The organism is Nocardioides sp. P5_E3 (genome assembly GCF_054049275.1).
On record NZ_JBFUMR010000015.1, the window covers coordinates 87418 to 101854 of the forward strand.

12 protein-coding genes are annotated in these 14437 nt (G+C 72.7%); 10 read left to right on the forward strand and 2 right to left on the reverse strand.

Annotated elements, in window-relative coordinates:
- Nucleotides 1-189: 189 nt before the first annotated feature.
- Nucleotides 190-1716: a C40 family peptidase gene (locus ACXJKB_RS11650; protein ID WP_457188475.1), complete on the forward strand. Its 1527-nt coding sequence runs from the start codon at nt 190-192 to the stop codon at nt 1714-1716.
- A gap of 87 nt (nt 1717-1803) precedes the next feature.
- Here the strand turns inward: ACXJKB_RS11650 and ACXJKB_RS11655 are convergent, their stop codons facing one another.
- Entirely contained in the window at nt 1804-2679 is an 876-nt protein-coding gene (locus tag ACXJKB_RS11655; protein WP_457188477.1) for a sulfotransferase domain-containing protein, read from the reverse strand.
- 36 nt (nt 2680-2715) lie between these two features.
- Here ACXJKB_RS11655 and ACXJKB_RS11660 point away from each other — a divergent pair, with 36 nt between their 5' ends.
- From ACXJKB_RS11660 to lon, 6 genes are all read left to right on the forward strand, one after another.
- A complete protein-coding gene (locus ACXJKB_RS11660) occupies nt 2716-4785 on the forward strand; it encodes an acyl-CoA dehydrogenase family protein (protein WP_457188479.1) in 2070 nt (689 codons plus the stop codon).
- 1 nt (nt 4786) lies between these two features.
- A complete protein-coding gene (locus ACXJKB_RS11665) occupies nt 4787-5461 on the forward strand; it encodes a class I SAM-dependent methyltransferase (RefSeq protein WP_457188481.1) in 675 nt (224 codons plus the stop codon).
- Nucleotides 5458-6054 (forward strand): hypothetical protein, encoded by a 597-nt coding sequence (locus ACXJKB_RS11670; RefSeq protein ID WP_457188483.1) that lies wholly within the window; start codon nt 5458-5460, stop codon nt 6052-6054. Before ACXJKB_RS11665 ends, ACXJKB_RS11670 begins: the two co-directional genes overlap by 4 nt.
- A gap of 78 nt (nt 6055-6132) precedes the next feature.
- Nucleotides 6133-6702, forward strand: a complete 570-nt coding sequence (locus tag ACXJKB_RS11675) for a carboxymuconolactone decarboxylase family protein (RefSeq protein ID WP_457188485.1) — start codon at nt 6133-6135, stop codon at nt 6700-6702.
- Nucleotides 6703-6758: 56 nt separating this feature from the next.
- Entirely contained in the window at nt 6759-7568 is an 810-nt protein-coding gene (locus tag ACXJKB_RS11680) for an RNA polymerase sigma-70 factor (RefSeq protein ID WP_457188557.1), read from the forward strand.
- A gap of 76 nt (nt 7569-7644) precedes the next feature.
- The gene (gene lon / locus ACXJKB_RS11685) at nt 7645-10026 is read left to right on the forward strand and encodes an endopeptidase La (RefSeq protein ID WP_457188487.1); all 2382 of its coding nucleotides are present in this window, start codon (nt 7645-7647) and stop codon (nt 10024-10026) included.
- Between the two features lie 24 nt (nt 10027-10050).
- On the opposite strand, the gene ACXJKB_RS11690 is transcribed toward lon, so the two are convergent.
- Nucleotides 10051-10590, reverse strand: a complete 540-nt coding sequence (locus tag ACXJKB_RS11690; protein WP_457188489.1) for an inorganic diphosphatase — start codon at nt 10588-10590, stop codon at nt 10051-10053.
- A gap of 126 nt (nt 10591-10716) precedes the next feature.
- Here ACXJKB_RS11690 and dacB point away from each other — a divergent pair, with 126 nt between their 5' ends.
- From dacB to tilS, 3 genes are all read left to right on the forward strand, one after another.
- Nucleotides 10717-12201, forward strand: coding sequence for a D-alanyl-D-alanine carboxypeptidase/D-alanyl-D-alanine endopeptidase (dacB, locus tag ACXJKB_RS11695; RefSeq protein WP_457188491.1), 1485 nt, complete (start codon nt 10717-10719; stop codon nt 12199-12201).
- Nucleotides 12202-12372: 171 nt separating this feature from the next.
- On the forward strand, nt 12373-13389 hold the full coding sequence (locus ACXJKB_RS11700; protein WP_457188493.1) for a zinc-dependent metalloprotease: 1017 nt from the start codon (nt 12373-12375) through the stop codon (nt 13387-13389).
- Nucleotides 13386-14372: a tRNA lysidine(34) synthetase TilS gene (gene tilS, locus ACXJKB_RS11705; RefSeq protein WP_457188495.1), complete on the forward strand. Its 987-nt coding sequence runs from the start codon at nt 13386-13388 to the stop codon at nt 14370-14372. The genes ACXJKB_RS11700 and tilS overlap by 4 nt, the downstream gene beginning before the upstream one ends.
- The last annotated feature ends 65 nt before the right edge of the window (nt 14373-14437 follow it).

Below are 14437 nucleotides of genomic sequence, written 5' to 3' on the forward strand. Positions count from 1 at the left end.
CCCCGGATATCCGGGGAACCCACCCAGCGGGCCATAGAACTACATCAATGTAGTTCGCAAGCCGACACGCCGTGCGAAGGTGAAAAAGTTGAGGAAACTGTTCCCAGTGTGACGAAAGTTCACTAACGTGCCTCGAGTTGCCCGTGCGAAGGGGAAGTCGCACGGGCCCGAGACCACCCAGGGAGCCCCGTGCCCGTCGCAGCACCGCACGACCACGAGCCACGACGGCGTACGACGTCGCGCTGGGCGAGCGCGGTCGTCCTCGTCGCGGGTTTGGCCGTCGGCGGCGGGCACGCGGCGTACGCCGACGACGACCCGACGCCCAGCGAGTCCGACGTCGCGGCCGCGAAGGGCCGGGCCGACGCCAAGGGGCGCGACGTCGCCACCGTGCAGGCCGACCTGATCCGCGCCAACCTCGCGCTCGAGACCGCCGGTGACCGCGCCGCCCAGGCCGCCGAGGCGTGGAACGGCGCCCGCTGGCGTGCCGAGCAGGCGCGGGCCGACGCCGACGAGGCCGAGGACGCCGCCGAGGCAGCGCGCGAGGACGTCGAGTCGCAGCGCGAGCTCTACGCCGCGACGGTCGTGCAGTCCTACGAGGACGGCACCCAGGTACAGGGACTCTCGGCGATCGTCGAGGCCGACGGGGTCGAGTCGCTGATCGACCGCACGGTCACGATGGGCAACACCTCCGACGCGCTCAACCACCAGTACGACTCCTTCCTCGCCTCGTCGGCCGTCGCCGACGTCACCGCCTCGACCGCCACCCAGGCCTCCGAGCGGGCCGAGGTCGCCGAGGCGGAGGCCGAGGAGGCGTACGCCGCCGCCGGGGCTGCCGAGGCCGCCGCCGGCGCCGAGGCGCAGTCGGTGTCCGCCACCAAGGCCGACCTGATCGCCGAGCTCGCCGAGCTCGAGGGGATCAGCGTCCGCCTGGCCGAGAAGCGGCAGTCCGCGCTCGAGCGGGAAGCCGCCGAGGCGGCAGCGGCCGCAGCGCAGGCGCAGGCCGAGGCCGCAGCCCAGGCCGCAGCAGAGGCGCAGGCCCAGGCGCAGGCCCAGGCGGACGCCCAGGCCCAGGCGCAGGCCCAGGCGGAGCAGGAGCAGCAGTCCACGCCGACGCCCGCACCGACTCCGACCAGCACGCCGACCACGAAGCCCACGCCCACACCCACACCCACGCCGTCCGCGACGCCTACGCCTACGCCGACGCCGACCGAGACGCCGACGGCGACCGCAACGCCGACCCCAACGCCGACAGAGACCCCGACCCCAACACCGACCCCGGTACCGGCTCCGACCCCGGTACCGACTCCCACCACGCTGCCCACCACGCCGCCCACCCCGCCGCCGCCGGTGTCGACCGGCGCCTCGGCAGCGATCGCCTTCGCCGCCGCACAGATCGGCGACCCGTACAAGTGGGGCGCCTCGGGCCCGAACGCCTGGGACTGCTCGGGCCTCACCGCGGGCGCGTGGGCGGCTGCCGGCAAGGCGCTGCCGCACTACTCGGTCGCGCAGTACACCCAGTCGACGAAGATCACCGCCGGTCAGCTCGCACCGGGAGACCTGGTCTTCTGGGGGGCCTCGAGCAGCCCGGGCTCGATCTACCACGTCGCCCTCTACATCGGCGACGGCCAGATCATCCACGCCCCGCGCACGGGCCGGCCGGTGAGCCAGGAGTCGATGTACTACTGGCGGGCGCCGAACTTCTTCGCCCGCCCTTGATCGTCGGACTTGTCGTCCGAAGCTCCCGCTTGGCGTCCGAAGTTTCGGCCGACAAGCGGGAAGTTCCCCGGATATCCGGGGATCGCGTCAGCGGACCTTGCGTGCCAGCCGCGCGGCCAGCTCGCCGGGGTCCAGCTGCCCGTCGAGGATGAGACGGGTCGGCCAGGCTGACGTGTCGATGCCCGACAGCTCCTCGAAGAGCGCGAGGTCCTTGGCGTAGACCTCGGCGACGTGCGCGAGGTCGTCCCCGGTGGGAGCGGTGCCGGGCACCTGCTCGGCGCCGGCGTGCCAGTTCTGGAGCGGCGGCACCTGCTCGAAGCGGGGCAGGTCGAGGAAGTCGGTGGTGCGGTCGACCGTGGCGGAGAAGTCGCCGAGCATCGCGCGCAGCTCGATCAGCAGCCACTGCCGCCGGTCGAAGAGCTCGAAGCCGCGCTGCAGCTGCTCGCCGTAGAACCCGCGCGCCAGGCCGGTCATGTGTCGCCACCGCATGGTGCGTACGTCGTCGGGCACCTCGTCGGGCAGCGAGGTGTGCGGCCACTCGGTGAGGAAGTCCGGCCAGTCGGGCCACGCGAGGTTGCGCGAGCGCAGCATCACCCAGTGGGAGAACAGCCGCTCGAGAGGGTCGCGGAACACCGCGACGAGCGGCATGTCCGGCTTGTAGGCGCGCATCCGCTCCAACGCGTGCGGCCAGTAGAGGTAGGTGGGCGAGGCGTCGCCGAGCAGCCGGTGCACGCGGGCGCGACGCGGCGCGGTGTAGTCGCGGTCGTAGTCCGGGGCCGACCAGTCGACGGTCTCGTCGTCGAAGTAGTGGCGCTCCTTGTCGGGCGCCTGGCACACGAGCCGGTGCTGGTTCAGCGTGACCGCCAGCGTCGACGTGCCGCCCTTCTGCACGCCCACGACGGCGAAGTTGTAGGGCATCGACCCCAACGTCTCGCCCTGAGGGGTGGCATCCGACACGTTCATCGCGGTGAACCTACAGGGATGGCTACCGTTGGCGACATGGCCACCGACCAGGTCCCGCCCATTGCCGACGAGCTGCCCACGCCTCTGCCGGAGACGGCTCCGGCCCGCGTCGAGGACGACGGCGTCCACGCCGACGACTCGGGCTACCGGCAGCCGGAGGTCGACGTCGACGCGATGCGCAGGCTGCTCGACGGCCGCTACGGCGAGGTCCGCGACCTCGTGCGCGACAACCTCACCGAGCACGCGCAGATCCTGCTCGACCAGGAGCAGATGACCACCGCCGACTTCCGCGAGCGCGTCCGGGACGTCGTGGTGTTGATGGCCGAGACCGGCCAGACCGGCATGGGCTTCCCGGAGGAGTACGGCGGGGGCGGCGACATCGGCGCCTCGATCGCCGCCTTCGAGACCCTCGCCCTCGGCGACCTGTCGGTGCTGGTGAAGGTCGGCGTGCAGTTCGGCCTCTTCGGCGGCGCCATCCTGCAGCTGGGCACGAAGCACCACCACGACGCCTACCTCGCCGACCTCGTGAGCGGCCGCACGATGGGCTGCTTCGCGATGACCGAGAGCGGTCACGGCTCCAACGTGCAGGCGCTGGGCACCGTGGCGACGTACGACGCCGAGGCGCAGGAGTTCGTGATCACGACGCCCGACGACACCAGCCGCAAGGACTACATCGGCAACGCGGCGGCCCACGCCGAGCTGGCCGTCGTGTTCGCCCAGCTCGAGGTCGGCGGCGAGCGGCACGGCGTGCACGCCTTCGTCGTCCCGGTCCGCGAGGACGGCCGGGTGCTCGACGGCGTCCGCATCGAGGACTGCGGCCCCAAGATGGGCCTCAACGGCGTCGACAACGGACGCATCTGGTTCGACGGGGTCCGGGTGCCGCGCACCGCACTGCTGAACCAGTTCGCCGAGGTGACGCCCGAGGGTCGCTACCTGTCACCGATCGACAACCCCAACAAGCGCTTCTTCACGATGCTCGGCACCCTCGTCCAGGGCCGCGTCTGCGTCGGCGGCGCGGGCATCAACGCGTCGAAGGTCGCGCTCGCCATCGCCACCCGCTACTCCGTGCGCCGCCGCCAGTTCGAGGCGAGCGACCCCGACGAGGAGCAGGTGCTCCTCGACTACGGCATGCACCAGCGCCGCCTGCTGCCGCTCATCGCGCGGACGTACGCCCTCCACTTCGCGCAGGAGGTCGTCGCCGGGCAGCTGCACGAGGTGTTCTCCGGCCCCGGGCCGATCGAGGGGGGCAGCGACGAGCACGCCCGGCGGATGCTGGAGTCGCGCGCCGCCGGCACCAAGGCCCTCGGCACCTGGCACGCCACCCGCACCATCCAGGAGTGCCGCGAGGCGTGCGGCGGTGCGGGATACCTCAGCGAAAACCGGTTCGCCGCGCTGAAGGCCGACACCGACGTCTTCACCACCTTCGAGGGCGACAACCACGTCCTGCTCCAGCTGGTCGCCAAGGGGCTGCTCACCGACTACGCCGGCGAGTTCGAGGAGATGGACCAGCTCGGCATGGCCCGCTTCGTCGCCGGCCTGGCGGTCGAGACCGTCGTCGAGCGGACGGCGGTGCACAAGCTCGTGCAGTCGGTGCGCGACCTGCTGCCCGGCGGCGACACCTGGGACCAGGAGGCCGGGCTGCTCGACCCGAACTACCAGCTCGCGATGCTGCGCTTCCGCGAGGAGCACATGATCGGCGGCGTCGCGCGCCGGCTCAAGCGCGGCATCGACCAGGGGGCGAACCCCGGGGCCGTCTTCTCCCGCGTGCAGGACCACGTCATCGCCGCCGCCCGCGCCCACACCGAGCGGCTCGTGCTCGAGGCGTTCGTCTCGAAGACCGCGGCCCTGCCCGACGGTGACCTCAAGGTCRCCCTCAACCTGCTGTGCGACCTCCACGCCCTCGCCACGATCGAGGCCGACCGGGCCTGGTTCATGGAGCACGGCCGACTCTCCAGCGCCCGCTCCAAGGCGATCAGCCGCGAGATCAACGCGCTGTGCCGCAAGGTCAGGCCGCTCGCGGTGGACCTCGTCGACGCGTTCGGCGTGCCGGAGCAGATGCTGCGCAGCCCCGAGCTCCTCGGCTGGCCCATCGGATCGGACGACTGACGTGCGGCTCCCCGGGCTGGGAGGCTGGCACGAGGACCCGCTGTGGTCCTACGTCTACCCGTGGCTCGTGGAGCACGACCGCGTCGGCGGCGCGGCCTGGCGGGCCGGCACCGGCAGCGACCTGGCCCTCCTGCGCGAGACGGCCGACGAGATCGGCACCCTCCCGCGCGGTGCCCGGGTCCTCGACGTGCCGACCGGGTCGGGTGTCGCCCTCCGCGGCCTGCGTCCCGGTCAGGGGATCGACTACGTCGCCGCCGACATCTCGCCGACGATGCTCGGCCGGGCGCGCGCGGCCGCGACCCGGCTCGGCGTCACCGACCAGGTCACCACCGTCCCGGCCGACGTGGGCGCCCTCCCGTTCGCCGATGCGTCGTTCGACCTGGTCATCTCCCTGACCGGCATCCACTGCTTCCCCGACCCGCGCCGTGCCATCGCCGAGATGGTGCGCGTGCTCGCCCCCGGCGCCGCGCTGACGGGGAGCTCGCTGTTCACCGACACCGGCCCGCGCTACGAGCTGCTGCGCCGCGTCGGCACGCGGGCCGGCATCCTCGGGCCGATGTGCACCTCGACCGAGGCGGTCACCTGGCTGCGGGACTACGGCTGCCGCGACGTCGAGCTCACCCTCCACGGCGGGCTCGGCTACTTCCACGCGACCAAGCAGGAGGACCGCGGATGACCTTCGGAGGACTGCCCACCCGCTTCGAGCCGGCGGGCCGCAGCCGCGGCGTCGCGCTCGTTGCTCCCGGCCGCGCGTACTCGCCGGCCGCGCCGCTGCTCGAGCTCGCCCGGCTCGCGCTCCTGCAGCACGACGTCACCGTCCAGCAGATCTGGTGGGACTCGACCGCCCGCGGCGACGAGGACCCCGAGGCGTGGGTACGCCGTCACGTGGCCGCAGCGCACGCCAGCGAGGACGCCGACCACGTGCTCGTCGTCGGCAAGTCGCTCGGCACCCGCGCAGCGTCGTACGCCGCCGAGCGCGGTCTCGACGCGATCTGGTTCACGCCGCTCCTCGTCGACCCGGTCGTCGCCGAGGGGATCGCCGCCAACCCGGGGCGGCAGCTGCTGGTCGGCGGTGTCGCCGACGAGCTGTGGGACGTCTCCGTCGCGCGCGAGCTCGCCGACGCCGGCTGCGAGGTGCTGGAGGTGGCGGACGCCGACCACAGCATGGGCACCGCCGACGTGGTCCGCACCGCCGAGATCCACCTCGAGGTCGCGCGAGCGGTCGAGGCCTTCCTGACCGACCTCCCGGGGGACGTGTCACAGGCCTGAACCGGCCGGTGTCTCCATGTCATCGAGACCCCCACCAGACGGAGTGATGACATGCCCAGCCAGTTCCCGCCCCAGAGAATGAGACTGCCGAAGGCGACCATCGACGGCGCCTACGGCGCGATCATGACCCGCGTCGCCCGCCGCATGTGGGGCAAGGTCCCCGACAACGCCTACGTGCTCTGGCACAACAAGCCGGTCCTCAAGGCGGTCTTCGGCTTCGAGCAGAAGGTCGGCACGTGGTCCGCGCTGGACCCCCACCTCAAGACGTACGCCGAGATGGCCAGCGCCGGAGTGATCGGTTGCTCGTGGTGCCTGGACTTCGGCTACTTCCTCGCCCACACCAACGGCCTCGACGAGGCCAAGGTGCGCGAGGTGCCGCGCTGGCGCGAGTCGGACGTCTTCACCGACCTCGAGCGCGACGTGATGGCGTACGCCGAGGCGATGACCGTGACGCCGCCGGAGGTCACCGACGAGATGGTCACCGACCTGGACCGGCAGCTCGGCCACGCCGCCATGGTCGAGCTGACGATGATGGTCGCCGTGGAGAACCAGCGCTCGCGCTTCAACTCGGCGATGGGCCTGGCCTCGCAGGGCTTCAGCGACGTCTGCGAGCTGCCGCTCGCGGAGGCTGGGACGATCAGCAGGTGAGCGCGACCGATCACTTCACCGCCCACCGCAACCTGCTCTTCACCGTCTCCTACGAGATGCTCGGCTCGGCCACCGACGCCGAGGACGTGCTGCAGGAGGTCTGGCTGCGCTGGGCGGACGTCGTGGTTGAGGAGGTGCGCGACCCGCGGGCCTACCTGGTGCGAATGACCACCCGGCTCTCGCTCAACCGGCTGCGGACCCTCGCCCGGCGTCGCGAGGACTACGTCGGCACCTGGCTGCCCGAGCCGGTGCTCACCGCGCCCGACGTGGCGCAGGACGTGGAGCTCGCCGACAGCGTCTCGACCGCGATGCTGCTCGTGCTGGAGACGCTGCCGCCCACCGAGCGGGCGGTCTTCGTGCTGCGCGAGGTCTTCGACGTGCCGTACGCCGAGATCGCGGAGGCGGTCGAGAAGTCCGAGCCCGCGGTGCGTCAGATCGCCAGCCGCGCGCGGGCCCACGTCGCCGACAAGCGCCCGCGCGCGTCCGTCAGCGCGGCCGAGCGCGACGCGGTGATCGAGCGGTTCCGTGCGGCCACCGAGACGGGCGACCTGCAGGGCCTGATGGACGTGCTCGCCCCCGACGTCGTGCTGATGACCGACGGCGGCGGCAAGGTGAAGGCGGCGCTCAACCCCATCTTCGGGCGCGAGAAGGTCTTCCGCTTCCTCACCGCCGTCGCCCCGGAGGCGCTCGAGCTCGAGCCGGTCTGGCTCAACGGGTCGCCGGCGATCCAGTTCGTGGTCGCCGGGCACCGCGACGGCGTCGGCACGATGCTCGTCGAGGACGGCGTGGTGACGCAGCTGTTCCTGGTCCGCAACCCCGACAAGCTCGGCTCGGTGGCCGGCGAGGTGCCGCTCTCCCGCTCGTGACAGCGGCCGCCGGCCGTTCGCGGTGGGCGAAACCCGTCCGGGCATCGACCTCGCGATCCCGTGCGTTGGGAGGGACATGACGCAGAACGTTTCGCTTCCCATCTCCCTCCCGGTGGTGTTCCTCCACGACACGGTCGTGCTTCCCGGCATGGTCGTGCCCATCGAGCTCGACGACCAGGCCCGCGCGGCCATCGACGCCGCCCGCCTCGCCCACGACGCCTCCCAGAAGTCGGACACCGCCGACAACGAGCCCACCCGCGTCCTCGTCGCCCCGCGGCTCGAGGACCGCTACGCCACCCACGGCGTGGTGGCCGTGGTCGACCGGGTCGGCCGCTTCGCCGGCGGCAGGCCCGCCGCGGTGCTGCGTGCCGAGCGCCGCGTCGCCATCGGCGCCGGCGTGACCGGGCCCGGTGCGGCCCTCTGGGTCGAGGCCGAGCCCGTGCCCGAGGCAGTCGTCACCGACGAGCTCCGCACGCTCGCCGAGGACTACCGCACCCTCGTCGTCTCGATCCTGGAGCGCCGCGAGGCGTGGCAGGTGATCGAGACCGTACGACACCTCGCCGACCCCGACGCGCTCGCCGACACCTCCGGCTACGCGCCGTACCTCTCCGACGACCAGAAGCGCCAGGTGCTGGAGACCCCCGACCTGGGCGACCGGCTGCGCCTGCTCATCGAGTGGACGCGGGCCTACGACGCCGAGGACGAGGTCAACGACAAGATCAGCCAGGACGTCCGCGAGGGCCTGGAGAAGAACCAGCGCGAGTTCCTGCTGCGCCAGCAGCTCGCCGCCATCCGCAAGGAGCTCGGCGAGGGCGAGCCCGACGGCTCGGACGACTACCGCGCCCGGGTCGAGGCAGCCGACCTGCCCGACGCGGTCCGCGAGGCCGCGCTGCGCGAGGTCGACAAGCTCGAGCGCTCCAGCGAGCAGGCCCCGGAGGCCGGCTGGATCCGCACCTGGCTCGACACGGTCCTCGAGCTGCCGTGGAACGAGCGCACCGAGGACAGTGCAGACGTCGCAGCCGCCCGAGCGGTGCTCGACGCCGACCACCACGGCCTCGACGAGGTCAAGGACCGCATCACCGAGTACCTCGCCGTGCGTGCTCGTCGCGCCGAGCGCGGCCTCGAGGTGATCGGCGGTCGCGGCTCCGGCGCCGTGGTGCTGCTCGCCGGTCCTCCCGGTGTCGGCAAGACCTCGCTCGGCGAGTCCGTCGCCCGGGCACTGGGCCGCACCTTCGTCCGCGTCGCCCTCGGCGGCGTGCGTGACGAGGCCGAGATCCGCGGCCACCGGCGCACGTACGTCGGCGCCCTGCCCGGCCGCATCGTGCGGGCGATCAAGGAGGCCGGCTCGATGAACCCGGTCGTCCTGCTCGACGAGGTCGATAAGGTCGGCGCGGACTACCGCGGCGACCCCGCCGCGGCGCTGCTCGAGGTGCTCGACCCGGCGCAGAACCACACGTTCCGCGACCACTACCTCGAGCTCGACCTCGACCTGTCCGACGTGCTCTTCATCGCCACCGCCAACGTGGTCGAGCAGATCCCGTCGGCCCTGCTGGACCGCATGGAGCTCGTCACCATCGACGGCTACACCGAGGACGACAAGGTCGCCATCGCGCGCGACTTCCTGATCCCGCGCCAGCTGGAGCGGGCGGCGCTGACCCCCGACGAGGTCACCGTCTCCGACGACGCCCTCGGCGAGCTCGCGGCCAACTACACCCGCGAGGCCGGCGTACGCCAGCTCGAGCGGCTGCTGGCCAAGGCGTTCCGCAAGGCCGCCACCCGGCTCGCGACCGGCGACGTCGAGCGGCTCGACATCGACCGCGACGAGCTCGTGGACCTGGTCGGGCGGCCGCGCTTCACGCCCGACAGCCACGAGCGGACCGACGTGCCCGGTGTCGCCACCGGCCTCGCCGTGACCGGCCTCGGCGGCGACGTGCTCTACGTCGAGACGTCCGTGTCAGCCGGCAAGGCGGGGCTCACCGTCACCGGCCAGCTCGGCGACGTGATGAAGGAGTCGGCCTCGATCGCGCTGTCCTGGGTGCGCGCGCACGCGGACGAGCTCGGGATCGACCCGGACGTGTTCGAGCAGTCGATCCACGTGCACTTCCCGGCCGGCTCGATCCCCAAGGACGGCCCGTCCGCAGGCGTGACGATGGTGACCGCCCTCGTCTCGCTGCTCACCGGACGACCCGTCCGCTCCGACGTCGGCATGACCGGCGAGGTCACGCTCTCGGGGCGGGTGCTGCCGATCGGTGGCGTGAAGCAGAAGCTGCTCGCCGCCCAGCGGGCCGGTCTGGCGACGGTCTACGTCCCGGAGCGCAACCGCGCCGACCTCGACGACGTACCCGCCGAGCTGCTCAGCGAGCTCGACGTGCGTCCGGTCGGGCGGGTGACCGAGATCCTGGCCGAGGCCCTCGAGCCTGTGGCCTCGTCGCTCGGCGCGACGGACGCGGCCGCCTGAGCAGCTGCAACGCCGGCGACAGCCTCAGGCGTCCTCGCCCAGGCTCTCGTCGGCGATGTTGTCGAGGTCGTTGCCGTGGCCCTCGGTCTTGAAGCGCTCGAACGAGGCCTGGACCTCGGCCTCGGCCTCGACGCGGCCGACCCAGTCAGCGCCCTCGACGGACTTGCCGGGCTCGAGGTCCTTGTAGACCTCGAAGAAGTGCTGGATCTCGAGCCGGTCGTACTTGGAGACGTGGTTGATGTCGCGCAGGTGCTCCAGGCGCGGGTCGTGCGCAGGCACGCACAGCACCTTGTCGTCGCCGCCGGCCTCGTCGGTCATCCGGAACATGCCGATCGCGCGGCAGGCGATGAGGCAGCCCGGGAACGTCGGCGCCTGCAGGATCACGAGTGCGTCGAGCGGGTCGCCGTCCTGGCCGAGGGTGTTCTCGATGAAGCCGTAGTCCGCCGGGTAGGCGGTCGAGGTGAAGAGCATCCGGTCGAGGCGCAGGCGCCCGCTCTCGTGGTCGACCTCGTACTTGTTGCGCTCACCCTTGGGGATCTCCACCAGCACGTCGAACTCGAGCACGTCTTCCTCACCTTCTCCGGCACGCCATCGGGCCGCTCAGCTGCGCCGGGCACGGCCCGACGCATGGGTACGGGGGCAGTGTCGCGCACAATGGCCCCGATGCGCGAAGCGAGAGGGTCGAAAAGGGTGGGACGTGACCTACGCCACTCGGGCCCGCGGCGACGCCGGTGGTCGGTGTGGCACTGGCTGCCGACGGTCCTCGTCCTCGCCCTGCTGGCGGCCGGAGTGGGCGCCTACCGCTTCGAGTGGGGCCAGCGCTACCTGCCGGGACTGGCCGCCGACCCGCAGACCGAGCCGGAGCAGGTGCTCGCGCCCGCCGGCCTCGACCTGCCCGAGTGGACGCCGCCGGCCGACGACGCCGTCGCCCTCGACACCGCGGGTGCCCTCGACCCGGACCGGGTCGCCACGGCCGTCTCCGACGACCTCTCCGACCCCGACCTGGGCAAGCACGTCGTGGGGGCGGTCGCGCCCCTGGCCCCCGGCTCGGCCGAGTGGACCACCGGGGACGGGCGTTACCTGCCGGCCTCGACCACGAAGCTGCTCACGCTGGGGGCCGCACTGGACGTGCTCGGGCCTGACCACACCTTCACCACGCGGGTCGTGCGCGGCGCCGGTCCGCGCGACGTCGTGCTGGTCGGCGGGGGAGACCCGCTGCTGGCCAGCAGGTCGCTCACGGTCGCCGAGGCCGAGTCGACGTACCCCGCCCGCGCCGACGTGACGACCCTCGCCCTGCAGGTCGCGGAGGCGCTCGGCGGCCAGGGACGCGTCCGGGTCCGCTTCGACGACAGCCTGTTCACCGGCCCGACCGACAACCCGGCCTGGCGCCGCGACTACGTCCCCGACGACATCGTCAGCCCGATCACCGCGCTCATGGTCGACGGGGGCGACGAGCCCGACAGCGACCTCAAGTCCGACGAGCCGTCGCTGGCGGCCGCCCAGGTCTTCGCCGACGGCCTCCGCGCCGCGGGGCTGCGCGTGAACGGGCAGCCGCAGCGGGTCGTCGCGTCCGCCGGCGCAGAGGAGCTCGCCTCCGTCGAGAGCGCGCCGCTGTCGCAGGTCGCGGAGAGGATCCTCGACGTCAGCGACAACGAGGGCGCCGAGGTGGTGGGCCACCAGGTCGGCCTCGCCACCTCCGGCACCGGGTCGTTCGAGGCGGGCGCGGCCGGCGTGCTCGACACCCTCGGCGGGCTCGGGATCGACGTCGCCGGCGCCGAGGTGTACGACGGCTCCGGCCTGTCGCGGCGCAACCGGGTCTCGACCTCCCTGCTCATCGACCTGATCCAGCACGCCGCCGGCCCGGACGGCGAAGGCATGCGCAGCCTGGTCACCGGCATGCCCGTCGCCGGGTTCACCGGGTCGCTCACCTACCGCTTCGCCGAGGGCCCCGCCGTCGCCCGCGGCCTCGTGCGCGCCAAGACCGGCACCCTCACCGGCGTGCACGCCCTCGCCGGCATCGCCGTCGACCGCGAAGGGCAGCCGCTCGCCTTCGTCTTCGGCGCGGACAAGTCCCCGCCGATCGAGCGCTACGACTCGCAGGAGGCCCTCGACCGCGCGGCCGCCTCCCTCGCCTCCTGCAGATGCAGCTCGCCCGCCGCCTCGTCGGTCGAGTAGGTCGCGAGCCCCGGCGAGCGTCCGTATCGAGACCCACATCCCTTTGTTGCCCGGACACCGTCCACGGGTCTCGATACGCCCCGTCACGACCTCGCAGGCTCGGTCGTGGGGCCACTCGACCTCCTTCCCCACGCCGGGGGCTCATTCTTCGCTCCCGGCTAGGGTCACGATATGAACCTCGTGGACTGGGACTTCGCCGTCAGCGTGGGAACCCGGGTGGCCGGGCCGGGGCCGGACGTGTCGCCCGACGAGGCGGCCGCCGCGGTCGTCGAGCTCCGCGAGGGTGCGACCCGCTCGACCCCGCTGGTCCGTGAGTTCACCGGGCTGCACACCGAGGCCGGCACCGCGCCGGTGCTGGTCGTGGACCGCAGCGGCTGGCTCCGGGCCAACGCCGACGGCTTCGCCAAGCTCCTGAGCCCGGTCGTGGACAAGCTCATCGAGAAGAAGGGCCCCCCGTCGGCGTTCGCCGAGGCCGTCGGCACCCGGGTCACCGGTGCCGAGGTCGGCCTGATGCTCGGCTTCCTCAGCAGCAAGGTGCTGGGGCAGTTCGACCCGTTCCACGAGCCGTACGGCCGGCTGCTGCTCGTGGCCCCCAACATCGTCCACGTCGAGCGCGAGATCGGCGCCGACCCGACCGACTTCCGGCTGTGGGTGTGCCTGCACGAGGAGACCCACCGGGTGCAGTTCACGGCCAACCCGTGGCTCGGCCAGCACCTGATGACCCAGATGCACGCGGTCGCCGACACCCTCGAGCCGAGCGCGGTGCTCGACGGGCTCCGCCGCGGCGCCGACGTGCTCCGCGGCGGCAACGGCAGCATCATCGACCTCGTCTCCTCGCCCGAGCAGAAGGAGATCCTCGACCGGGTCACCGGCGTGATGTCGCTGCTCGAGGGCCACGCCGACGTCGTGATGGACGGCGTCGGCCCGACCGTCATCCCGTCGGTGGCGGAGATCCGCCGGAAGTTCAACCAGCGTCGCAAGGGCGTCGGCGGCGTCGACAAGCTGCTGCGGCGACTGCTCGGCCTCGACGCCAAGATGGCGCAGTACCGCGACGGGGCCGTCTTCGTTCGCCACGTCGTCGACAAGGTCGGCATGGAGGAGTTCAACGCGGTGTGGACCGGCCCCGAGACCCTGCCCTCCAAGGCCGAGATCAGCGACCCCGACGCCTGGATCGCCCGCGTGCTGTGACGCTCCACCCCTCGGTCGCGGCGGTCCGGCTGCCGGTGCGCCGGATGCTGTCCCGCCTCGAGGCTCGAGACGGTGGGCGCGCGACCGTCGCCGTGGCGTGCAGCGGCGGTGCGGACTCCCTCGCCCTCGCCTCGGCGGTCGTCTTCGAGGGACACAAGCTCGGGCTGCGCGTGGTCGGCGTGACCGTCGACCACGGCCTGCAGGCCGGCTCCGCGGAGCAGGCCGACCGTGTCGTCGCCCAGCTCGCCGCGATGGGCGTCGACGAGACGCTCACCGCGCGCGTGGATGTCGACGCCGCGTCGGGGATGGGGCTGGAGGCCGCCGCGCGCGAGGCGAGGTATGCCGTCCTGGAGCAGGTCGCCGAGCACCTCGAGGCACGGCTCGTGCTGCTCGGCCACACCCTCGACGACCAGGCCGAGACGGTGCTGCTCGGCCTCACCCGTGGCTCGGGCGGCCGGTCCCTGCAGGGCATGCGGCCGTCCTTCGGGGTGTTCGCACGCCCGCTGCTCGGCGTACGCCGTGACGACACCGTCACCGCCTGCCTGGTGGAGCGGCTCGAGGCCTGGGACGACCCCCACAACTCCGACCCGGTCCACACCCGGGTGCGCGTACGCGACCGGGTGCTGCCGGTCCTCGAGGCCGAGCTCGGACCCGGGATCGCCGCCGCCCTGGCCCGCACCGCCGACCAGCTGCGCGAGGACACCGCGCTGCTCGACGACCTCGCCGACCGGGCGCTCGCCCGCGCCCGCCGCGACGGCGGCCTCGACGTCGAGACCCTGACCGGCGAGCAGCCGTCGATCCGGCACCGCGTCCTCCACCGCGCCGCCCTCGACGCCGGGTCACCGCCGTCCGAGCTGACCCGCGACCACGTCCTCGCCGTCGACGAGCTGCTCGTCGGGTGGCGGGGCCAGAAGTGGATCGACCTGCCCGGCCCGCTCCGCGCCCTTCGCCGCGACGGACTCCTGCTCATCGAGGCACCGTGACGGCAGTTCGCGGCACCAGCCACCGCGGGCACGCCCACCTGTGACCGGCGCCGGGCCGAACTGCC